The 20750-nt window shown below is 64.3% G+C and carries 15 protein-coding genes and 2 pseudogenes; 10 read left to right on the top strand and 7 right to left on the bottom strand.

Annotated features, from left to right (window positions below):
* Nucleotides 1–7: 7 nt before the first annotated feature.
* A pseudogene (locus BMY53_RS16565) lies at nucleotides 8–226 on the bottom strand (ATP-binding protein); the annotation flags it as partial.
* Nucleotides 227–265: 39 nt separating this feature from the next.
* Here BMY53_RS16565 and BMY53_RS16560 point away from each other — a divergent pair.
* Together BMY53_RS16560 and BMY53_RS16555 are read left to right on the top strand one after the other, a co-directional pair.
* Nucleotides 266–1186, top strand: a complete 921-nt coding sequence (locus tag BMY53_RS16560) for a LysR family transcriptional regulator (protein ID WP_092947594.1) — start codon at nucleotides 266–268, stop codon at nucleotides 1184–1186.
* Nucleotides 1187–1272: 86 nt separating this feature from the next.
* Nucleotides 1273–2489 (top strand): annotated as a pseudogene (locus tag BMY53_RS16555) (MFS transporter).
* A 102-nt stretch (nucleotides 2490–2591) separates the two neighbouring features.
* On the opposite strand, the gene BMY53_RS16550 reads toward BMY53_RS16555, so the two are convergent.
* Together BMY53_RS16550 and BMY53_RS16545 are read right to left on the bottom strand one after the other, a co-directional pair.
* The gene (locus BMY53_RS16550; protein ID WP_092947593.1) at nucleotides 2592–3647 is read right to left on the bottom strand and encodes a hypothetical protein; all 1056 of its coding nucleotides are present in this window, start codon (nucleotides 3645–3647) and stop codon (nucleotides 2592–2594) included.
* Nucleotides 3648–3801: 154 nt separating this feature from the next.
* Nucleotides 3802–5247, bottom strand: a complete 1446-nt coding sequence (locus tag BMY53_RS16545) for an NAD-dependent succinate-semialdehyde dehydrogenase (protein ID WP_092947592.1) — start codon at nucleotides 5245–5247, stop codon at nucleotides 3802–3804.
* A gap of 170 nt (nucleotides 5248–5417) precedes the next feature.
* On the opposite strand from BMY53_RS16545, the gene BMY53_RS16540 reads away from it, so the two are divergent.
* Nucleotides 5418–5684, top strand: coding sequence for a hypothetical protein (locus tag BMY53_RS16540; protein ID WP_092947591.1), 267 nt, complete (start codon nucleotides 5418–5420; stop codon nucleotides 5682–5684).
* Nucleotides 5685–5820: 136 nt separating this feature from the next.
* Here the strand turns inward: BMY53_RS16540 and BMY53_RS16535 are convergent, their stop codons facing one another.
* Entirely contained in the window at nucleotides 5821–6483 is a 663-nt protein-coding gene (locus tag BMY53_RS16535; RefSeq protein WP_177200919.1) for a PEP-CTERM sorting domain-containing protein, read from the bottom strand.
* A 325-nt stretch (nucleotides 6484–6808) separates the two neighbouring features.
* On the opposite strand from BMY53_RS16535, the gene BMY53_RS16530 reads away from it, so the two are divergent.
* The 5 genes from BMY53_RS16530 to BMY53_RS16510 all read left to right on the top strand — a co-directional run bounded on the left by BMY53_RS16530 (nucleotide 6809) and on the right by BMY53_RS16510 (nucleotide 14932).
* The gene (locus BMY53_RS16530) at nucleotides 6809–7666 is read left to right on the top strand and encodes an alpha/beta hydrolase family protein (RefSeq protein WP_092947589.1); all 858 of its coding nucleotides are present in this window, start codon (nucleotides 6809–6811) and stop codon (nucleotides 7664–7666) included.
* A 14-nt stretch (nucleotides 7667–7680) separates the two neighbouring features.
* Entirely contained in the window at nucleotides 7681–8397 is a 717-nt protein-coding gene (locus BMY53_RS16525) for a lipase secretion chaperone (RefSeq protein ID WP_092947588.1), read from the top strand.
* 46 nt (nucleotides 8398–8443) lie between these two features.
* On the top strand, nucleotides 8444–9256 hold the full coding sequence (locus tag BMY53_RS16520; RefSeq protein ID WP_218151248.1) for a helix-turn-helix domain-containing protein: 813 nt from the start codon (nucleotides 8444–8446) through the stop codon (nucleotides 9254–9256).
* A gap of 425 nt (nucleotides 9257–9681) precedes the next feature.
* A complete protein-coding gene (locus BMY53_RS16515) occupies nucleotides 9682–12150 on the top strand; it encodes a TonB-dependent receptor (protein WP_092947586.1) in 2469 nt (822 codons plus the stop codon).
* A gap of 4 nt (nucleotides 12151–12154) precedes the next feature.
* Nucleotides 12155–14932 carry an exo-rhamnogalacturonan lyase family protein gene (locus BMY53_RS16510; protein WP_177200917.1) on the top strand — a complete coding sequence of 926 codons (2778 nt, stop codon included), beginning with the start codon at nucleotides 12155–12157 and terminating at the stop codon, nucleotides 14930–14932.
* Between the two features lie 19 nt (nucleotides 14933–14951).
* On the opposite strand, the gene BMY53_RS16505 is transcribed toward BMY53_RS16510, so the two are convergent.
* Nucleotides 14952–16832 carry a polysaccharide lyase family protein gene (locus BMY53_RS16505; RefSeq protein ID WP_092947585.1) on the bottom strand — a complete coding sequence of 627 codons (1881 nt, stop codon included), beginning with the start codon at nucleotides 16830–16832 and terminating at the stop codon, nucleotides 14952–14954.
* Nucleotides 16833–16986: 154 nt separating this feature from the next.
* Here BMY53_RS16505 and BMY53_RS16500 point away from each other — a divergent pair, with 154 nt between their 5' ends.
* Together BMY53_RS16500 and BMY53_RS16495 are read left to right on the top strand one after the other, a co-directional pair.
* A complete protein-coding gene (locus tag BMY53_RS16500; protein WP_092947584.1) occupies nucleotides 16987–18303 on the top strand; it encodes an MgtC/SapB family protein in 1317 nt (438 codons plus the stop codon).
* Between the two features lie 182 nt (nucleotides 18304–18485).
* The gene (locus BMY53_RS16495; RefSeq protein ID WP_092947583.1) at nucleotides 18486–18908 is read left to right on the top strand and encodes a GNAT family N-acetyltransferase; all 423 of its coding nucleotides are present in this window, start codon (nucleotides 18486–18488) and stop codon (nucleotides 18906–18908) included.
* 253 nt (nucleotides 18909–19161) lie between these two features.
* Here BMY53_RS16495 and BMY53_RS16490 read toward each other — a convergent pair whose 3' ends face one another.
* Together BMY53_RS16490 and BMY53_RS16485 are read right to left on the bottom strand one after the other, a co-directional pair.
* Complete coding sequence (locus tag BMY53_RS16490) at nucleotides 19162–19683, bottom strand: hypothetical protein (protein WP_143074106.1); 522 nt, start codon at nucleotides 19681–19683, stop codon at nucleotides 19162–19164.
* 226 nt (nucleotides 19684–19909) lie between these two features.
* Nucleotides 19910–20413 carry a hypothetical protein gene (locus BMY53_RS16485; RefSeq protein WP_143074105.1) on the bottom strand — a complete coding sequence of 168 codons (504 nt, stop codon included), beginning with the start codon at nucleotides 20411–20413 and terminating at the stop codon, nucleotides 19910–19912.
* Between the last annotated feature and the right edge of the window lie 337 nt (nucleotides 20414–20750).

The following is a 20750-nucleotide window of genomic DNA, read 5'->3' as shown; positions in this document are numbered from 1 at the left end:
CTGCCCAGACCAGCTCGACCGTCGAGTGGAAGCGCACCCGCTTGCCATGGCGTTGGATGGCCTCCACCCCCAGCGCCGTGGCCAGGTGCGTCTTGCCGGTGCCCGGACCTCCGATGAAGACGACATTGTGCGCGGTCTCGGTAAAGGCGGTGCTGTGCAGCTTGCGCATCAGCGCTTCATCGACGGCGCTGCTGCCGAACTCGAAGCCGGCCAGGTCGCGGTGCGCCTAGATACCATCGCAGACCCCCTAAAAAAAACTCCCCCCATGCACCCGTCCGAGCGCCTCAAAGGCATCGATGTCTTCGTCACCGTCGTCGACGCCGGAAACTTCACGGCCGCTGCGGACCGTCTCAACCTCACCAACTCCGCGGTGGGCAAGTCCGTGGCGCGGCTGGAAGCCCGGCTGGGTGTCCGCCTGTTTGAACGCAGCACGCCCCGCCTTGCGCTGACCGATGCCGGTCAGGCCTTCTACCGAACCTGCCAGAGGGTGCTTGGGGAACTGGAAGAAGCCGAGCATGTGCTGAAGGCCGAGGACCTGGTGCCCGTTGGCAAGTTGCGTATCGACCTGCCGGCGACCTACGGCCGCATGCATGTCATGCCCTTGCTCTTCGAGTTCATGAAGCTTCATCCAGGCGTGCAGCCGCAGGTCTCCCTCACCGACCGCTTCGTGGACCTGGTGGAGGATGGCATTGACGTGGCCGTGCGCATCGGTGGCGCGGACGCTTGGCCCGCCCCCATCGGCCACCGGTTTCTGGGCCGCGAGCGGCGAGTCTTCTGTTGCTCACCGGGCTACCTGGAACGTGTTGGCCCCATCGCAGACGATGTCGCCTCGCTGGACCAACTGGATTCCGTGCTCTACCGCCGGACCAATGGCACACCCAGCCCGTGGCTCATCCAGCGTGGTGAGGCGCCCGTCGAGCACCACCATCCCGCCGCGCGGCTCGAAGTCGGAAGCGCGGAATCCTGGGTCGAGGCCGTGCTTCAAGGCTTTGGTGTGGCGCAACTCGCCACCTGGCTCATCGAAGACAAGTTGCACAGCGGGGAACTCGTGGAAGTGCTCCCGTCCTTCGCCATCGACGGCCTGCCGCTCTACCTGTTGTGGCAGCGAAGCCGCCAGTTGCTCCCGAAAGTGGATGCCCTTTTGAACCACCTCAGCACGCGGCTGCGGGTGACGAATCTGGAATAAAAGGATGAGATCACTGGAAATGTGATCCAACATGGGAAATCAGGGAATCAATAAGCTCCTGGGCTTACAACCGCCCGTTGCTCAACATGTCCCTCGCCCCCATCGTCAGCCCCGCCGCTCGGCCCCAGGCGCTCTCTCCCGCCGGCTCCGCGACGACCATCATTCTGGCGATAGCCGCCTTTGTCATCGTCACCACGGAATTCCTCATGGTCGGCCTGCTTCCAGCGCTGGCCAGAGACCTCTCGCTGTCCGTGGCTACCACGGGCCAACTGGTCACGCTGTTCGCCGTGGTCGTCATGCTGTTTGGCCCACCGCTCACGGCCTGGTTGGGGATGTCGAGCGCAAGCGCCTGTTCCTGACCGTGCTGGCGCTCTTTGCAGCGTCGAATGCAGTGGCAGCCATGGCCACCAACGTCTGGATCCTCGCCGTGGCCCGGATTGTTCCAGCCCTGGCTTTGCCGGTGTTCTGGGGCACTGCGAGCGAGACCGCCGCACAGCTGGCCGGACCGACGCGTGCGGGGCGCGCTGTCTCCACGGTGTATCTCGGCATTTCCGCCGCCATGCTGTTCGGCATTCCTCTGGGCACCATCGCTGGCGACACCCTCGGCTGGCGTGGCGCCTTCTGGGCACTGGCCATCCTGTCGGCACTGGTCGCCGCCCTGTTGCAGGTCTACATGCCAAAGATGGCGGCCGGGCAACGCGTGGGCTTGATGCAGCAGGCGCGCATCCTGCGTGATCCAGCCTTCGTCGCCAACGTCCTTCTGTCGGTGACCGTTTTCACGGCGATGTTCGCTGGCTACACCTACCTGGCTGAGTTGCTGGAGACAGTCGCCGGCGTACCCGCTGCTCAGGTGGGGTGGTGGCTGATGGGCTTTGGAGCGGTCGGTCTACTCGGCAATTGGCTCGGCGGCCAATGGGTCGACCGTCGGCCGTTGGCCACAACGGCCGTGTTCTGCGCCTTGCTGGCTGTTGGCATGCTGGCCACCGTGCTGCTGGCGACAACGCATGTCGGGCTGGCCGTCGCTCTGGGTGTGTGGGGCATTGCAAACACGGCCCTCTATCCGGTCTGCCAGATCCGGGTGATGAAGGCGGCGCCTCAGGCGCAGGCCTTGGCAGGCACGCTCAACGTGTCTGCTGCCAACGGAGGCATCGCCCTGGGGGCCGTTCTTGGTGGCGCCACCATCACCGGGTGGGGCACGCAAAGCGTCGCCGTCATGGGCGCTGCGGTCGCGGTATTGGCAGCCGTAGCGGCTGCAATCATCGGGCGGTGGTTGCACGGACGCCAGGCCCGTCATCCCGGATGAGAGGACCGTTCACCGCAAGGCAGGCGTCACCCGACGCCGCTTGGTCAGAGGCCAAGGGCTTTGGGTGACGCTGCGGGTGGCGTTGCAGGCGCCGTCAGGCGATCAGATCTTCATCGCCGCCACCAGGCTGCCATGGGCCGCCTTGTTCATACGGATGTCAAAAGGCAGGAAGGTGATGCGCTCCGCCACCGTGGTGCCGGCCGGGTTGGACACGTAGGAGCTACCGCCCAGCACCGTGCCGTCCTTGATCAACGCGCCGGTGTAGACATTGCCGTTGAGCTCGAAGTAGATGCGGTATTGCACCGTGGAACTCAGCGTGGCCGAGACCGGGCGCGGCGCGGTTGCCACCCAGACCGACACGCCGCCCACCGTGCTGACGCTGCCATCGGTCAGATGGTAGGTCACGCCATCGCTGGTCGATGAAATGCCAGTGGTGAGCACGGCCGCCAGCGTCGTGCTGGTGCGGCACGGTGTGACCGCTGCGCCCGTGGTGGCGGTGGTGCAGTCAAAGGCGTTGTAGCGGTCGCCGGCATTGGTCTGCGTGAACTTGACGTAGCTGGAGCCTGCGGCATACGTCGCGGCCGTATTGAGAATGGCCGTGTTGGAGAAGATCACGTTGTGGAAATGCGCGAAGTCGGCCGGCGTCGTGCTGATGGCCCCCGTCAATGCCACCGTTTCGTAGTTGCTGCGGATCTCCGAGAACACCACCGTGGTGTTGTCCGCGGCCAGCGAATCCACGCGGATGTCGTTGCCCACATAGCTGACCTTGCTGGACGAGGCCGTGGCCGGCGCGACCAGGATCGCGCCGTTCTTCAGCACACGCGCAGGTGTCGGTGCTACCAGCGCCAGCGTGCTGGTGATGTTGACCGGCGCGCTCTGGGTAGAGATCTGCGGGCCATTGGCGGGCGAAGACGACAGCACGGAGGAATCCGAATAGGCGTAGTTCACGCCGCTGGTCTGCGTCGCCGACGCGCTCAGGTTCCAGTGCAGGAAGTAGCTGCCCGTGTTGGGCGCCAGGATCAGGTTTTCAAACGCCTGCTGATTGGCGCTCAGCGGTGCTGCCGAACCGGCCTTGTCATCGCTACCGCCACCACAGGCCGTCACCAGGACCGACAACGCCGCCAGGATGGCCGCGTTCTTGTGCTTCATCGAGAACATGTGTCTCCTCCCGCATGGAAAAAATATGCTGCGGGGGCCTCTCAAAGAGGCCCCTCGCGTGTTTTGCGGGGCGGAGTATAAAAGTCAGCAGGTGCGTTCTTTACGAAAGCGACACAACATTTCGGAGGGCCGTCTCCCGACGGCCACACCCTGCTTACACACCCAGAATCGACACAGACTTGGTGTTGAGGTAGCCCTCCAGCGCCTCGGGCCCGCCTTCGGTACCGTAGCCAGAGTCCTTCACGCCGCCAAACGGCATTTCAGCCGAAGGTGTGGCGGGCTGGTTGATCCACAACATGCCCACCTCCACACGCTGCGACAGCAGGTGCGCGTTCTTGATCGAACGGGTGAAGGCATAACCGGCCAGGCCAAACGGCAGGCGGTTGGCTTCGGCGATGGCCTCTTCCAGCTTGTCGAAGCCACGGATGGCGGCCACCGGGCCGAACGGTTCGTCGTTGAACACCGAGGCGTCCAACGGCACGTCCGCCAGCACGGTCGGCGCAAAGAAGTTGCCGGCACTGCCCACACGTTCACCGCCCGCCGCAATCTTGGCGCCACGGTCACGCGCGTCGGCCACCAGCTTGATCATGGCGGCCACACGGCGGTCATTGGCCAGGGGGCCCAGCGTGGTGCCATCGGCCAGGCCATCACCCAGCTTCAGGCTTTGTGCATGAGCCACCAGCGCTTCGGTGAACTGCGCCTTGATGCTGTTGTGCACCAGGAAACGTGTCGGCGAGATGCACACCTGGCCGGCATTGCGGAACTTGGCGCCACCCGCAGCCTTCACGGCCACCGCCACGTCGGCATCGTCCGCCACGATCACGGGTGCGTGACCACCCAGTTCCATCGTCACGCGCTTCATGTGCGCGCCGGCCAGCGACGCCAGTTGCTTGCCCACCGGCGTGGAGCCAGTGAAGGTCACCTTGCGGATGATCGGGTGCGCAATCAGGTAGCTGGAAATCTCGGCCGGATCACCAAAGACCAGGCCCACCGTGCCTGCCGGCACGCCGGCGTCGACGAAAGCCTTGATCAGCGCAGCGGGTGATGCCGGCGTCTCTTCCGGCGCCTTCACCAGGAACGAGCAGCCGGTGGCCAGGGCGGCGCCCAGCTTGCGCACGATCTGGTTGACCGGGAAGTTCCAGGGCGTGAATGCAGCCACCGGCCCCACCGGCTCCTTGAGCACCAGTTGCTGGGCGGCCAGGTTGCGTGAAGGCACGATGCGGCCGTACACACGGCGGCCTTCGTCCGCGAACCATTCAATGATGTCGGCGCCAGCCAGCACTTCCCCCTTGGCCTCTGCCAGCGGCTTGCCCTGCTCCTGCGTCAGCAACCGGGCAATCTCCGGTGCGCGCTCACGCAACAGTGCAGCAGCGCGGCGCATGGTAGCGGCGCGCTCGTGCGCGGGAATGTCTCGCCAGGATTCGAAGCCCTTCTGGGCGGCGGCCAGCGCGCGATCCAGATCTTCCTTGCTGGCATGCGCCACCGTGCCAATCACTTGGCCGGTGGCCGGATTGCGCACATCGATCTTGCGGCCGCCGGTGGCCGACACCCACTCGTTGGCGATCAGGAGTTGGGTATCAGGATAGCTGGATGACGTCATGGCTTTTCGTTGGCGAATAGTGAACGGATCGGGTAACTCTACAGTGCCTGAAGAAGATGCTCATCCCCGAGGGCTTTCCTGCTCACCCTGCGCGCAACGATGGAACAAGGGTTGCCGGTATGGATACGTTGGCAAGCCCGCCAATGCCTCGATACAGGAGACTCATCATCATGGCTCAGCAGAATCAAGGTAACCAAGGGAAGAACTCGCCGCAGCAAGGCCAGAACCAAGGCCAGCAGCAGCAGAACCAGGGCCAGCAAGGTCAGCAAGGCTCAGGCTCCCAGGGCCAGCAGAAGCAGCCGCAGCAGCAGTCCCAGCCCACCCCGCAGCAAGGTGGCTCCGGCTCTCAAAGCAAGAACCGGGTGGATGACGGCCAGAACCAGAACAAGGCCTCGCAACGCGACGATGACAGCAGCAACCAGAGTGACGATCGCTGATTACCGACCGTTGATCGCTGATTGATGTCGTGCCCGCACCCATCCCGGGTGCGGGCACGCTGCATTCAAGCGTTCGATAGACGGGTGTCCTACACGTAAGGCATGCGAGCACTGTAAGCAGTGCGGCAACGGTAGCTCAGTCGCTCCTTCGCCGTGCGAACCATGCGACCAACAGCCCACCCACCGCGAACATCATCAGCGTAGCGGGCTCCGGCACCACCTGGGTAACGGCCCAGACGCCCGGGGAAGCCGCCAGGCCACCGCTGTAGCCGATGAACGCCTCATAACCGCCAGTCAGGCTGTCCAGGCTCCGTGTGCTGGAGAGCGTCAGCGTCTCGTGACGGCCGGTGGGGTAGATGGCTTCATAAGCGGTCCATAGATCCCAGACGCCGGGGAGCCCCAGCTCATTGACTTCCCCGATGCTGAGACCACCCGTGACCGTGAGCGACACACAGCCCGGGCATGCCACCGGGTACTGCGGCGGCGTCAGCGTCCACGGCCGGCCATACCAGGGCGAGATGGTCATGCTGAAGTCCGTCACGTCCGCCAGCGTCATGCCGGCGGTCAGCGGCGCAGCGGTATAGAACTCCGCCGAGATCGACTCCAGGACAAAGTCCCTGCCCTGCGTCGGATGGCCGAACGGCCAGTCCGTCAGCTGCGCGGTCATGGTGAACGCGTTGCCGGTGTAGGTGTAGTGGTAAAGATCCGCACGGGCCGGCAAGGCCCACATGGCGAGCACCAGCACCAACATCGTCTGTAGTGCGTGCAGTGCGCGCAACCGTCCAGTCAGCCTCTGCATGAAGATTCTCCCGGACTGCATCGAGGTGGCCCGGACCCGGCCCACCGGCTGAAAACTTAGGCAGCCGCCTACGCCAAATCCATCGTTGGGCGTCCCAGGAACATGGCGGCTTCGCGCATCGCCAAGCCTGGCCCGAGAGCGGCCACGTGCCGTAGCGTCGGCCCTGCGGCCGATGGCGCCCGCGCGGAGGTGGGTTTACCCGCATGCGAACTAGGGGGGATCCCGTCGCCCCAATACAAGGCATTCGTCGGCCGCCTTCCTAGACTGCGCTTCGCCGTTGAACACCCCGTGTCGCGGCTCAGTGTCATCACTACAGGGAGACAACATGAAATTCTCGACAACCGCCCGACGCGTGCTCCGCGCCGGCGTTTTTGCTGCCAGTGTGTCCATTGCGGCCAGTGCATCGGCCCAGATCGGACCGGACCCGACCTCCTCCAGCCTCAACGCCACTTCCGGGCCCTTTGCTGTGAGCACCAGCACCGTGGCGATCGCCTCCGGGTTTGGCGGCGGCACCATCTACTATCCGACCACCACCGGTCAATACGGTGTCATTGCCGTCAGCCCGGGCTTCACGGCCACGCAATCCAGCATCGCCTGGCTGGGCCGGCGGCTCGCCACGCATGGCTTCGTGGTCATCACCATCGACACCTTGACCACGCTGGATCAGCCCGCCAGCCGGGCCACCCAACTGGTGGCGGCGCTGAACTACGTGGTGAACAGCGCCACAAGCACCGTGCGCAGCCGCGTGGACAGCAGCAAGCGGGCCGTGGCCGGGCACTCCATGGGCGGTGGCGGCGCATTGATCGCGGCGCAGAACAACCCCGGGCTCAAGGCCTCTCTGCCGCTCACACCGTGGAATCTCTCCACCAATTTCAGCCAGAACCAGGTGCCCACGCTGATCTTCGGTTCGGATGGGGATACGGTCGCGCCGGTGGCGGTGCATTCACGGCCCTTCTATGCGAGCCTGCCCAGCTCCACGTACAAGGCGTATGCGGAACTGAACCTGGCCACGCACTTCACGCCCAACAGCACCAACACACCCATCGGGCGTTACGGTGTGGCCTGGATGAAGCGCTTCATTGATTCGGACACACGCTACTCCGCCTTCCTGTGCGGTGCCGAACATCAGGCCTACGCCACGGCGCTGGTGTTTGACCGCTACAACCAGAACTGCCCGTACTGACCCCGGAGCCCGCCATGTCCTACCCGCGTTCGCGTTTGGTAGGCTGGCGCATGGTCGGCCCAGCCCTCATCGTGGGGCTGGGCGCGGTCGGGCTTTATGCCTGGCTGGACCATGCCGCCGTGCCTGACGCCTCTTCGTATGCCGAGTCCTTCCCGTGGGCCAGAACACCTGGCGGCTCACCCACCGGGGAAACCATCCTGTCCAACACCGACCCCACGCTGGCAGCGCCCACCAGTGCCGGCGCCACGGGTGAACCCGCCGTCACCGCCGGCGCATCCCGCCCGTTCCGCGCGGATGCAAATGGCCGCCTGGTGGTGGACCAGCCCATGCGGCTGCAGATCGAATCCCTGCTGGCATTGAACAATGGCCCGGGGCTCGCGGCGGCATTGGAGAGCGATCTGGCCGGCCTCCCCCCAGCGGCGGCTGCACGTGCCCGCGAGCTGCTGGCGCAATACCAGGCCTATCAGGATGCGCAGCGTCAGTCCTTCCCGCCCGGCCAGGCGCCCTTGCTGCCGGAGGAAGGCCTGGCACAGCTGAACGCGCTGCAAGCCTTGCGCGCCACCTACCTGGGCTCGGACAACGCCAGGCAGATGTTTGCCGAGGACGATGCCGTGGCCCGCCGCCTGCTGGAGTTGATGCGCGAGGACACGTCGACCTCGATCTCCATGGCGGAGAAAGCCGTGCGAGCCCAGGCGCGTTATGACAGTGAACGCAACAGGGTCCAGCCTTGACGCCTGTGGCGGCCTGCACGAGCATGCCGCCACGATGCTTGAGACCATGGCCGCGCCCCGCCTGGGGCTTCTGGGGGACAGCTTCATCTACGCTTGTCCGGCAATGCAATCCGACGTGTGCCGCCATTCGGCCACCATCGCTTGTGCCATCGGCCCTGAGCCTTTGCGCGTGACGGCGGGGGGCGAGTGTTTCACCGGGCACATGGTGGCCGTGAGGCCCTTTCTGCGCCGCCGGGTGGATTCCGGCGGCCACCCCATTGCGCTGATCGACCTGGAGCCGGCCCACCCGCGCTACAACACCTTCAGCCGGCAAGCGCCAAGCGACACTGTCCAGGTTCTGGACACCCACCAGTTCGCCGGCCTGCTGACCTGCGCCAAGGCGTTTGCGCACCAGCGCCTGGTGGGATCCCAATTGCGTGCGGCCGTAGGCCTGCACATTGCGGATGTGGCGGACAGCATCGGACCGTTGCAACCGGTGGACGCCGCCGTGCTGCAGATGATGGCGACCTTGCGCATGGACCCGACCGCCGGCCTGGCTGCGCTGGGGCTGCGGGTCGGCCTCTCGGCCCGGCGCGCATCCCAGGCATTTGTGGCCGCGCTGGGGCTGACCGTGCGGCAATATGCGCTGGCGGAGAAGATCCGCCGCGCTGCCATGTTCCTGGGCAGCCAGCGGCCGCTGACGGACATCGCGCAGCTCTGCGGCTTTGCGGATTCTGCCCACCTCTCCAAGGTCTGGCAGCGGTGTTATGGCGTGTGCCCATCGCAATTCTTCGCGCAGCACCACTCGGCTGATGGCGCCCAGGTGGATCAGGCCTGGCGCCGGCAAGTAAGCCTGGCGGCAGCGCTCAGTGGGAAGTGAGTGGAAGTCGAACGCACAGTTTTCCATTCCATCCGCATAAGAAATCCGCATTTGTCACACCGGATTTCTCATTTATCAATCCTGCCCCCACTCCCTACAGTCCGCCTCCAAGACATGAATTTGGCGAAGTTGCGCGCAGCTTTTTTTTCGCGCAAAGGATTAAACGCTTAATAGCGAGGTAGCCCGCAATCACCCAGCGGCACTCCTGCGCTTTTGAAGGCATGGCCCGCCCACCGGGGGCTGTTGACACCACGCACGATTCAACCGGCCCGCCCATTCATCCAATGGCGGCGTTGCCGATTCATTGACACCCGCCACCACGCGGGCCGCCGTGAATCGCGACCGGGCTATCCATTCCATCCCTTTGTCTCCCATGCCATTCCCGAGGCAGGGCCCCCCTTTTTCGCAACATTTCCGGAGAATCGATGTTTCCTGCTGTTCCTCGCCAACCGCTGCTGCGCCTGTCCGCAGTGTCTGCCGCCCTTCTCGCTGCCGGCCTGCTGCTGGGCAGCCCGGCGCTTCACGCGGCCACTGGCGTGTCCACCTATCACATCGAGGCCGGGGACCTGGACCAGGCGCTGCAAGCCCTGCAAGCGCAAGGTCAGTTCAAGATCGAGTACGACCGCAAGCTCACCGCACAGCGTCGCGCTTCGGCGGTGAACGGCCAGCTCTCCGCCGCCGACGCCTTGCGCCAGGCCCTGGCGGGCAGCGGGCTTGAACTGCGGGAGTCCGACACCGGCTTCACCCTGCACCGTGCCAGCCGCACGGACAACGTCACCGAGCTGGATGCGGTGCAGATCGTCGGACGTTCCAAGAAGGATGAGCACCCGCAGCGCCCGGCGACTGCCGTCTCCCGCGTGCGCGGTGAATCACTGGCGGAGCTTCATGTCGAGGACATCCATGACCTGCAATACGTGGTCCCTGGCCTCTACATCCAGAGCACCGACTCCAACGACACACAGCTCTCCATCCGTGGCGTTGGCGACGGCGGCGGCCAGAGCAGCGGCGACCAGAACATCGGCATGCCCAGCAGCGTGGCGACCTATGTCGACAACGTCTACTACCCGCGCCCCGGCATCATCCGGTCCCTGACGGACATCGACTACGTCGACGTCTTCAAGGGCCCGAGCGGCACGCTGTTCGGCCAGAACGCCACGGGCGGCGCGGTCGACATCCACACCAAGGCCCCGTCCTTCGAGCGCGAAGGCAGCATCACCACCACCTACGCCGGCCGCAACACCTCCAAGGTCACGGGCGTGTTCTCCGGCCCGGTGAATGACGTCACCGCCTTCCGCGTGGTGGGTTTCTACGCCCATAGCGACGGCTCGGTGAAGAACCTCTTTGATGGCGAGCGAATCAATGGGTATGAGCGCAGCGGCCTGCGCGGCCAATGGCTGATCCGCCCGAGCAACAGCTTCGAACTCAAGTTCACCGCCGATTACGGCCGGGAATCCGCCAACCCGGCGCGGGTCTACAAGTCCGTGGGCAGCGCCTTCGCCGCTTCGGCGGCCAAGATTGGCGCCACCTACGCGGCCGGTGGCCGGGAGACGGTGGTGGATGACGTCACCACCACCGAAGCCGAATACGGCGGTATCTCGGCCGAGGCCAACTGGAAGCTGGCCAATGGCGACAAGTTCCGCTCGGTCACCGCGTGGCGCCGCTACCACTACCTGCCCCAGTACGCTGATGAACTGAGCGTACCCATCTACGCCAACAGCGGCACGGCGGTGGGGGATTCGGTGGTGAGCCAGGACTTCCGGCTGGAGTCGCCGCGCGGCGAGTTCTTCGACTATGTGGCGGGGGTCAACTACTACCGCGACATGCAGGACACCACGGCCCACACACGCTATTACGACACTGCGCTGGTCACCACCTACGCCGGCAGCGCCTTCCGCGGCCTGGACATCATCCGCTACGGCCACCTGAACGACGAGATGGCCGCGGTCTACAGCCGGGGCACCTTCCACCTCGCCGAGCGGCTGGACCTGCAGTTGGGCGCGCGTGCCACCTACAACTCCCGCGATGCGAGCTTTGTTCGCAAGAACCGCGCGAGCTTTGATTCTGGCGCACTGCGCATCTACAAGACCTTGCCCTCCGCCACCGCCAGCCTGAAGTACCAGGTCAACGATGACTGGAGCACCTACGCGGCAGCCGGCTTCGGCCAGAAAGCCGGGGGCATCAATGTCTCCGCAGGTGCGGCGAAGGCAGCGGGTTACGACACCCTGATCCTCAAGCCAGAGTCCACCACCAATGTCGAAATTGGCGTGCTGGGCACCCTGATCCCGGACAAGCTCACGCTGCAGGCCGACGTGTTCCGCACCACCGTGCGCGACTTCCAGACCCAGGCCTATGACGACGAGGCGCTCACCAGCTATCTCATGAATGCAGGCACCTACCGCAGCCAGGGCATTGAAGTGGCCCTGCGTGCCCAACCGCTGGAACGCCTGGACGTGGTGCTGAGCGGCATCATCAACGACGCCCGCTACACCAGCTACCACCGAGCCCTGTGCCCACCGGAAATCACCGCCACCTATTGCGACCTGACCGGCCAGCGGGTGTTCAACACGCCCAAGCAGGTCTTCTCGCTGCAGACCCGCTACAACTGGGAGCAAGGCAGCTTCCAACCCTATGTCTCGGCGCGCTACAGCTATCGGGGCTGGACCTATGGCTCCGTGGACAACGCCGCTTCCGCCCGCGTGCCCAGCTACGGCCTGGCTGCTTTCACCATCGGCGCCAAGCGCCCCGGTGACGGCGGTACCTGGGACGCCGCCCTGTGGGTGACCAATGCCTTCAACAAGCTCTACTACACCCGCCTGGTGGGCGGCAGCACGACCACGGGTTATGTGGGAGACCCGCGCACCGTGGGTGTGACCCTGGCCTACGCCTTCCGCTGACGCCATGCCAGTCTCCCGCCGTACCCTGCTGCAAGCGCCGGCCTGGCTGGCGCTTTCTTCCGCCACTGTGAAGGGCTGGGGCCAAGCGCCCCAGCCGGGGCGGTCAACGCCGACCGCTTCATCGGCCGCCCCCGTCGGTGCTACGCCCTTGGCCTGGCTGGAGGGCGCCCCGCCCGCCAGTTTCCGCGGCACCAGCTTTGGCCTGCCGTGGCCGCAAGGGCAGCTGCGAGACCGGCATCTGGCCCAGTTGGGGATCGCGGCAGAACGCGGCGCGGGGAATTCCGCCAGTCCGCCGGTGCTCCAGTCCTGGCCGCTGGCCCACTGGCCGGACGGCTCGCTGAAGTGGACCGCCCATGCGCTGGCGCCGGACGACAGTGGCCTGCCCGAAGGCCCGCTGGCCATCACGACCCAAGGTTCCCCACCCGGTCCGGCCACCAGCCTGGTTCGCGAGACCCGCGACGCGTTGATCATCAACACCGGAAAGCTCCGCTGCACCATCCCTCGCAGCGGTGGCGCGCTCTTCGACACCATCGAAGGGCCAGGCCTTGCCCGGGCGGTCAACGGCAGGCTGGTGGCCCTCTCTGACGTGCCGGTCGACGACAGCGAGACCACCAACACCACCCGGCATCATTACCACACGGTGGTGAGCCAGGCCCGTGTCGAGCAGGCGGGGCCCGCGCGGGTGTTGGTGCGCATCGATGGCAGCCATCGTCGTGAAGACGGGCGGGACGCCCTGCCCTTTGTGCTGCGCCTGTATTTCTATCGGCAGTCGGATGCCGTGCGCATCGTCCACAGCTTCATCTACGACCTGGACGAGCGCCAGGAGACCTTGCGAGGCCTGGGCGTGCGCTTCGATGTGCCGCTGGCGGGCCCGGCCCAGGAGCGCCACGTGCGCTTTGTGGGGGCCAACGGCGGCGTGTTTGCCGAATCGGTGCGGGGCCTGACCGGCCTGCGGCGCGATCCCGGCGAAGCCGTGACCAGCGCCCAGCGCGCCGGCCAGCCGCTGCCCGCCATCCCTGCCCGCACAGCGCAAGGGCTGGACTACATCCCCGCGTTTGGCGACTATTCGCTGCTGCAGTCCCATCCAGACGGCTTCAGCATCACCAAACGCACCGCCGCACCTGCGGGATGGCTGCGTGCGGCGACTGGCCATCGTGCCGCGGGCACCGCCTATCTGGGCACCGCTGCTGGAGGCATTGCCTTCGGCCTGCGCAATTTCTGGCAGAGCTACCCCGCGCAGTTGGACATCAGGGCAGCCACGACCGACCAGGCGCAGCTCACCCTCTGGTTGTGGGCACCGGACGCGCCGGGCATGGACATGCGCAGCTATCACGACGGCCTGGGCCAGGACAGCCACGACCAGCAGCTCAAAGGCCTGGACATCACCTACGAGGACTACGAGCCGGGGTTCGAGCGCCCCTACGGCGTGGCGCGCAGCAGCGAGCTGGAGTTGCAGTTCTGCGCGGCCACGCCTTCGGCAGAAGCGCTGGTGGGCATTGCGCGCCGCATCCAGGCGCCGCCGCAGCTCGTCACGACCCCGCAGCGGTATCAGGCGGGTGAGGCCTTCAGCACCTTGTGGTCGGCCGAGCCCGGTTCACCCGATCCAGCCACCGAAGCGCCCGTGGCGGCACTGGAGAAGCGGCTCGCCGACCTCTTCGATTTCTACCGCCAGGAGGTGGAAACGCGCCGCTGGTACGGCTTTTGGGACTATGGCGATGTGATGCACACCTACGACACGCAGCGTCATGTCTGGCGCTACGACGTGGGAGGTTTCGCCTGGGACAACTCCGAACTCAGCACCGAAATCTGGCTGTGGCACTACTTCCTGCACAGCGGCCGCGCGGACGCCTTCCGCATGGCCGAGGCAATGAGCCGGCACTGTGGCGAGGTGGATGTGCATCACGCCGGCCCGTTCAGCCCGCTGGGCTCGCGGCACAACGTGCGGCACTGGGGCGACAGCGCCAAGCAACTGCGCGTCTCCACGGCCATCAACCGGCGCTTCTTCTATTACCTCGCCACCGACGAGCGCACGGGTGACCTGCTCCATGAGCAGGCGGACGCGGTCAACCGGCTGCAGCAGGTGATTGCCGGCCGCAAGGTGGGACAGGCGGCGCCCACGGGCCCGAACGCCCACCACCTGGCGGCGGTGGCTTTCGGTACGGACTGGGGCGCCGTGGCCGCCGCCTGGCTGACCGAATGGGAACGCACGGGGAACACGGTGTACCGGGACCGTTTGCTGACCAGCATGGCGTCGATTGCTGCGCAGCCCCGAGGCTTCTTCACCGGCACCGGGCTGATGGATCTGCGCACCGGCGCCTTCCAGATCAGCCAGAGCGATGCAGTCGCCGTCTCGCACCTCAGTGCCGCCTTCGGGCTGGCGGAGGTGTGCAGCGAGCTGATCCGCAGCATTCCTTCCGAGCCGTTCCAGCGCGCCTGGCTGGATTACTGCGTGCTCTACAACGCCGATGCCGACACCCAGGCACGCGCCCTGGGACGCTCGCTGGGCGCGCTGAATCTGGGTCAGGGCCATGCCAAATTGCTGGGCTACGCGGGCCGGCTACGGGCTGACCCGGCCATGCGCCAGCGCGCCTGGCGTCAGTTCTTCGAAGGCCGGGCCGGGCTGCGGGACAAGGACTTTGCACGCCGCCGGGTGGAAACACCGGCGGTGCTGGAGCCCCTGGAGGAATGGCCGGCGATGTCGACCAATGCAGCGGCGCAATGGGGGCTGGCAGCGATCGGTTTGCTGGCGACGGCAGCGGGGGAACTGCCCGCGTCACCTTGACGAGCCCTCAGAGGTTCCTTCATTGCTCGACTTCCAGACGCAGCGCGTCATACATCACCTGCCCCGGGTTTCGTTTCAACACGGGGTGGGCGGCATCGCCCAGCGCCGGGAATCGCTCGGCGTCCAGGTGTTCCAGCGTCAGGTCGTTGAGCCCGTCCTTGATCCAGGCCGCGTCGAACGGGAAGCGAAGGACGTGGTACGGCGAATCCTGCGTGCCGCCGCGATAACCGGCGGTCCCCGTCTTGGGCAACTCGATGCGCCCCAGTGGATGCCCGTTGAGGGCCACCTGCACCTGTGTCAGCGGGCCATGCGCAGGTTGCGCTGAGGCCACGCCGATGGTGAGCGCCGCCCTGCCCGCCTGTGCCTTGGCGGCAAAACGCAGATGCCACTGCGGCTGGGCGACGTACCAGGACCAGTGGGCGTAGTTCCAGTCTTGCGCGGGATCGCCCTGCCCGATGGTGAGGTCGACGTCGTAGGGGAACTGCTGGGCGTAGCGCAGCACCATCTGATAGTCCCGGGCGTCGCGGCCGTTGCGGAACTCGGCGGCGGTCCGGTCGAACCGGCCCAGTTGCCAGAGCACCTGGCCCAGCGTCTCCGGCGTCCAATGCAAGGTGCCGACCTTGGTATCACGGCCCGCCCGTACCTCGACGCCTTCATGGCGCAGGTTGGACGGCTGGTCTGCGCCGTCCACATACAGCGTGTAGCGGCCGGGCGCGACCTTGTCGAGATGGAAACACCCGTCGGGGCCCACCTCGGCCCAGTAGCTGTAGGCGCGGTTCTGTGCGGTCCAGTCTACGGAAGCATCCGGGTCCGACAGGATGACTCGCGCGCCAACGGGCGGCTTGCCGTTCAGCGTCACTGTGCCGGAAACCTGACCACGGATGCTCGCGAATTCAGCCACCCGGACGAAGTCATAGGGCCACGCCTTGCGTTCCTCGTTGAGTTGGCGGTGGGCGTCCGCCCAAAGCGCCGCCACGTCCGGCCCCTCATTGGCATACACCAGGAAAGGGCCATACACCTTGGCCCAAGCCTCCCCGGAGGCCAAGGCCACCGGGGAGGCGCCGAAATGCACGTCCTGAAGCACCCGCAGCAACACGTCGTCATGCACTGTCTGGCCCTGCCGGATGGGGCCGCCGTTGTGATAGTCCCCCGAGGGCTCGATCATCCAGACGCCACGGGCGTACGACGGAAAGACGCCCAGCGTGCCGTAAACGGGCACCTGATCCCAGTAGACCGAGTTGAGGTATTTGGTTTTGACGCTGCCATCGGCAAGCAGAAAGGTGGCGTCGGTGAGCGTATTAACGACGTTGGCGCGGGGGATGGGCACCAGCAGGTCGGGCGACAGGGTCCACTGGTTGAAGACGCGGTCGTCCGCGGCGGTGCGCAGGACAAAGCGGGTCTGGTAGAGCCGTGCGGCCGGTTGGTCAGCGCCATGGCGCAGCACCACGTAGGCATAAACGCCGCTCAGGCCCCGGCGCATCACGTAGTGGTATTCCCCCGAGAACGGGAAGAACGGCGTCGGTTCAAAGCGGGCCGCCACCTCAGCCAGTTCGGGCGTGGCCCGCACCAGCCTTGCCCGCCCTTCCCGCTCTTCAGGGCGGAAGTAGCCGCTCTTGGGCGCGCCCTCTGCGGCGGGCACCGTCTCGCCGTTGGCATCCCAATACAGCGACTGGCCCTGGGCCACCAGTTCCTCGTCATGACCGCCGTCTCGCTTGCGCAAGGAGACGATCTGGCCCAGACGTGTGGAAACGACGGCCCGCAGCAGGCCGTTGTCCAGAATGATCTGGTCGGGCTGCTGGGCGGCCTGCACATCGGCGCTGGCCTTGGCGTGGGCGGCTGTGGACAAGAGCCCCAGGAGGACGATGGCCACAAAGCCCGACGCGCGAAAGGATTGCCACATGGCGGAGGTAGCCCAACATTCAGCCGGGGTCATCAAGGGGCGGCCAGTCTAAGAGTCCATAGCGCTTCCCCCTTGCGCGACGCACGCGTTAGCTCATGCGGAAAACGGGCTTGCCGCTTTGCCCCATGGCGCCAATGAGCTAACCTTTCCAGCAATGTGGACCAATGTCACCGAGCTGCCCACCGCGCAGTGGCCGTATTCCGAAATCCTGCTGCGCCTGGCGCTGGCCTTGTCCCTGGGGCTGCTGCTGGGCCTTGAGCGAGAGCGACGGGGCAAGGAAGCGGGCCTGCGCACATTTGGCTTCATTGCGTTGCTGGGCGCCTTGGGGGGCTGCCTGGGCGAGCACTTCGCCATGCTGAGCCTGGTGATGGCGGCCGGGCTGGCGGTGCCGCTGAACGTGCACACCATGCGCAACGGGCATGGCCCGGAGCTCACCACCTCCGCCGCGATGCTGGTGACCTGCCTCGCGGGAGTACTGTGCGGCCTGGGCCACACGGTCACTCCGGCGGCGGTGATGGTCAGCACCACGGCGCTGCTGGCCTGGAAGGAGCGGCTGTCCGGCATCTCCATGGGCCTGACCGAAGGCGAAGTGCGCTCCGCGCTGCTGCTGGCCATCCTGGCCATCGTCATCTATCCGGCCTTGCCGCCGGGGGCTGTGGGGCCTTGGGGGTTGATCGAGCCCCGTGCCGCCTGGGTCACGGTGATCCTCATCGCCAGCATCGGCTTCGTGAACTACATCCTCTGGAAGTTGTATGGGTCACGCGGGTCGGAGTTGTCGGCCTTCTTCGGCGGGTTGGTGAACAGCAATTTCACGGTCATCGAGATGGCCAACCGCGTGCGGAGCTCCGAGGGCCGCTTTGCGGAGACGGCCTACCGCGCGGTGCTGGTGGCCACGGCGGCCATGCTGATCCGCAACGGCACCTTGCTGCTGGTGCTCTCCCCGCTGGTGTTCGTGAATGCGGCCGGGGCGTTTGGGCTGATGGTGCTGGCCGCGCTCGGGTTTGTGGTGATCAGCTTGGTCCACCGGCGCAGCGTGCGCAGCGAGCCGACGGACATCAAGCTGGAGCTGCCCTTCTCCTTGCCGGTGGCGTTGCGCTACGGGTTGCTGTTCCTGGCACTGCATGTGGTGGGACGGCTGATGCAGCGGCAGTTTGGCGACGCGGGCTTCTATCTGGTGACCGTGGTGGGCGGTTTGCTCTCCAGCGCGAGTGCGGTGGCGGCTGCGGCCAGCATGGCCACGCAGGGTGCGATCAGCCCGGAGATTGCCGGCAACGGCGCGTGGCTGGCTTCGTTGACCAGCCTGGCTTTCAGCTTGAGCTTTGTAATGCGGACGCACCACCGGGCGCTCATTACGAAGCTGATGTTGGCCACAGCCTGCATTGCCGTGGCGGGCGGCGCGGGGATCGTGCTGCGGTGGCTGGTGGAGCCGTGGGTGTCGCACTGGGTGGCGGCGTTGGGAAGGCAGGGGTGAAGGACGTCGGAGCTGTAGGAATCGAGAACGGATTCAATACAGCTTGATTTCTAGAACGCTCCAGGCCTTCGCAAGCAAAGCAGCACCGGATCAGCACCGGACTGAAAGCCACGACAAAGAGATCGACCAGGGGCAGATCATTCCGCTGCTGGAAAGCCGCGCCCCGGATACATTCCCACCTCATGAGTCAGTCCACCCCCTACACCTGCGTTCTGGAAACGCCTTCCGTCGAAACCTACCAGGCGTTACGCGTCGGCTCAGGCCTGAGCAGCAAGACGGAGGAAGCGGCGGCGCGAGGGTTGCCGAACACCCTCTTTGCCGTTCAGATTCTTCATGAGTCGCGTGCCGTTGGCATGGGCCGGATCATCGGAGACGGAGGCTGCTTCTTCCAGGTCGTGGACATTGCCGTCCTTAAAGCCCATCAGGGCCAAGGCCTGGGCAAGCGCATCATGGGCGAGATCCGGAAATACATTGACGCCCATGTTCCTGTGAGCGGCTACGTCAGCCTCATTGCGGATGGTCAGGCGCAGGATTTGTATGCGCAGTTTGGATTTGTACCTACCGCGCCGAAGTCGGTGGGCATGGCTTACAAACGGCCTCAGTGATGCAGAGAATTCCTTAGCGGGATGGTGATCAGGTAAACACCCCCCGACATGGTGTACCCGCCAAGTCGATAGGATTTTACTGAGGCTGGGCGCCTTGGGGAATTCAAGCGAGACCCCTTCGAATGTTGCTCCACCGCCGCCAATCCAGTCGGTGCTGCACCCGTTCCGAACGGCTCCGAGATCCACCTCCAACTTAGGGTAGGTGAGGCTGGCGACGCGACCGGCCCCGTCGTAGGCCGCCACACGATTTCTTTCACAGACTAGAACCAGTCAACTTTTCTTCCACCTCGCGTAACAAAGCTGCCTTCGTTCGGAACCCTGCTCCTTCGACGTAATCACCAGTTCCGTCTTCCACGAAGGCCAAGACTTCCTTGGCACGGGATGGATTGTTGAGTCTCAGCATCAGGTCGGCAAGCCTCATTACCGACGATCCCAGGAAATAGTCTTTGCCAATTTTCAGTGCCAGTGCAATCTCTTGCTCGAAGCATCGAGCGGCGGAATCCAAATTTGACAGTCGCATTTTCAAGGATCCAAGCATGTAGTAATCACCAGGTTCCATCTGATGGCGACGCTCCACCTCCAACCAGCAATCCACAGCACGCTCCAGCAACTCGCATCGCGTACTCACCTGAGCCGCAAGACGCAAGTTATTTGAAGTCAATTCACGCCCGGCTAACTTATGAAGCACCTTCTGAGCGTCTTTGCATCTCTGCTTTCTGGCAAGGTCAAGTGCGAAGCCTAGCCATCCTTCTGTCGAGCTAAATCGTCTTGGCATAAATCAATGTTTTACCTAATTTCCACCACATGCATGTCCTCCGCCAAATACCGTGAGTTGCCCGCCCCGAAGACGCTTGCGCTAATTCTGTCGCAACGTCCTTGATGCCGCCACTTTTTGTAAGGCCACCATACAGGCTAATGCTGCCATCCGAATAGAAGTTGCGGCCGAGATTGGCCCCAGAAATCCAGACCCTTTCGGATTCTGTTCAGACGTTACCTCATCGTCAATTCTTAGGCACCTCGCCCCATAAGGAGATATTATTCATGGGGACCCAATCGCCACCCCAAGTTTTTATTAATACGCAAATAGCGCTGATGCGTTGGGAGAGTTCTTGGCGAATGCCTTGATGAACCACTTCCATACTGAGCCGGTTTGCACATCGTTCCATCAGTTCCATCGCATTCGTCCAGAACTCCTTCCAGACGGCTGGTGAGTTTTCCAGCTTGGCGTCCGTAAAATCCACAAATGCACCGAGATTTACCAAAAAGTCATCCTCCGACTCGCAATGATTCAATACAAACAATAGAAGAGATTCTGCGTAGTAAGAAAAAACCAGATCCGGAATTATCGCCAAATGCTGCACCTCGATGAGAAAGTTACTCTCAAGCCGAGGCAAAATCTGGACGAATGACTTCTCACCGAAACTTTCATACGCCCACAAAATATCCTGATCAGCCTCGATATCACCCCACATGGCTCGAGTGGGCGGAGCATCCTTCGTATTCATTTATTGCAACCTCGACAGTCCCAAGAGTTCTTAAGAATTTCTTGCAGCCCTTTTATAGACTTATTCAACTCTTCCAGCTTTTCCTTAGAGGCACATTCTGGCCATGCGCGCACCGCTTCTTAAACAGGTGATGATGTGAAATCCAACGCATTGGCGACAATACTCATCAGTATCAGACAAATGCATTTTACGTATTTATTTTCACATCGCGACCATTCTCTATTCCTTTAAGGCCACGAACGAATCAAGATGGACATTGAGCCGAGCTAAATAATTTTCTATCCAGAGCTGCCATCTCTTCATCAAAAGCGGCTGACCGGCGAAAGTATTGCCGAAG

Source organism: Roseateles sp. YR242, from assembly GCF_900109745.1.
In the GTDB taxonomy this organism is placed as follows: domain Bacteria; phylum Pseudomonadota; class Gammaproteobacteria; order Burkholderiales; family Burkholderiaceae_C; genus Roseateles.
Note: the sequence above shows the minus strand (reverse complement) of the source record. Positions and strands in the feature narration are given on the sequence as shown.

What these genes read in the sequence shown, in the direction of transcription:
- BMY53_RS16525 (WP_092947588.1), top strand. Translation starts at nt 7,681, where the DNA reads ATGTCCTACCCGCGTTCGCGTTTGGTAGGCTGGCGCATGGTCGGCCCA.
- BMY53_RS16535 (WP_177200919.1), bottom strand. Translation starts at nt 6,483, where the DNA reads ATGCAGAGGCTGACTGGACGGTTGCGCGCACTGCACGCACTACAGACG.
- BMY53_RS16515 (WP_092947586.1), top strand. Translation starts at nt 9,682, where the DNA reads ATGTTTCCTGCTGTTCCTCGCCAACCGCTGCTGCGCCTGTCCGCAGTG.
- BMY53_RS16510 (WP_177200917.1), top strand. Translation starts at nt 12,155, where the DNA reads ATGCCAGTCTCCCGCCGTACCCTGCTGCAAGCGCCGGCCTGGCTGGCG.
- BMY53_RS16500 (WP_092947584.1), top strand. Translation starts at nt 16,987, where the DNA reads ATGTGGACCAATGTCACCGAGCTGCCCACCGCGCAGTGGCCGTATTCC.
- BMY53_RS16545 (WP_092947592.1), bottom strand. Translation starts at nt 5,247, where the DNA reads ATGACGTCATCCAGCTATCCTGATACCCAACTCCTGATCGCCAACGAG.
- BMY53_RS16490 (WP_143074106.1), bottom strand. Translation starts at nt 19,683, where the DNA reads ATGCCAAGACGATTTAGCTCGACAGAAGGATGGCTAGGCTTCGCACTT.
- BMY53_RS16520 (WP_218151248.1), top strand. Translation starts at nt 8,444, where the DNA reads ATGGCCGCGCCCCGCCTGGGGCTTCTGGGGGACAGCTTCATCTACGCT.
- BMY53_RS16495 (WP_092947583.1), top strand. Translation starts at nt 18,486, where the DNA reads ATGAGTCAGTCCACCCCCTACACCTGCGTTCTGGAAACGCCTTCCGTC.
- BMY53_RS16550 (WP_092947593.1), bottom strand. Translation starts at nt 3,647, where the DNA reads ATGTTCTCGATGAAGCACAAGAACGCGGCCATCCTGGCGGCGTTGTCG.
- BMY53_RS16530 (WP_092947589.1), top strand. Translation starts at nt 6,809, where the DNA reads ATGAAATTCTCGACAACCGCCCGACGCGTGCTCCGCGCCGGCGTTTTT.
- BMY53_RS16505 (WP_092947585.1), bottom strand. Translation starts at nt 16,832, where the DNA reads ATGTGGCAATCCTTTCGCGCGTCGGGCTTTGTGGCCATCGTCCTCCTG.
- BMY53_RS16540 (WP_092947591.1), top strand. Translation starts at nt 5,418, where the DNA reads ATGGCTCAGCAGAATCAAGGTAACCAAGGGAAGAACTCGCCGCAGCAA.
- BMY53_RS16485 (WP_143074105.1), bottom strand. Translation starts at nt 20,413, where the DNA reads ATGAATACGAAGGATGCTCCGCCCACTCGAGCCATGTGGGGTGATATC.
- BMY53_RS16560 (WP_092947594.1), top strand. Translation starts at nt 266, where the DNA reads ATGCACCCGTCCGAGCGCCTCAAAGGCATCGATGTCTTCGTCACCGTC.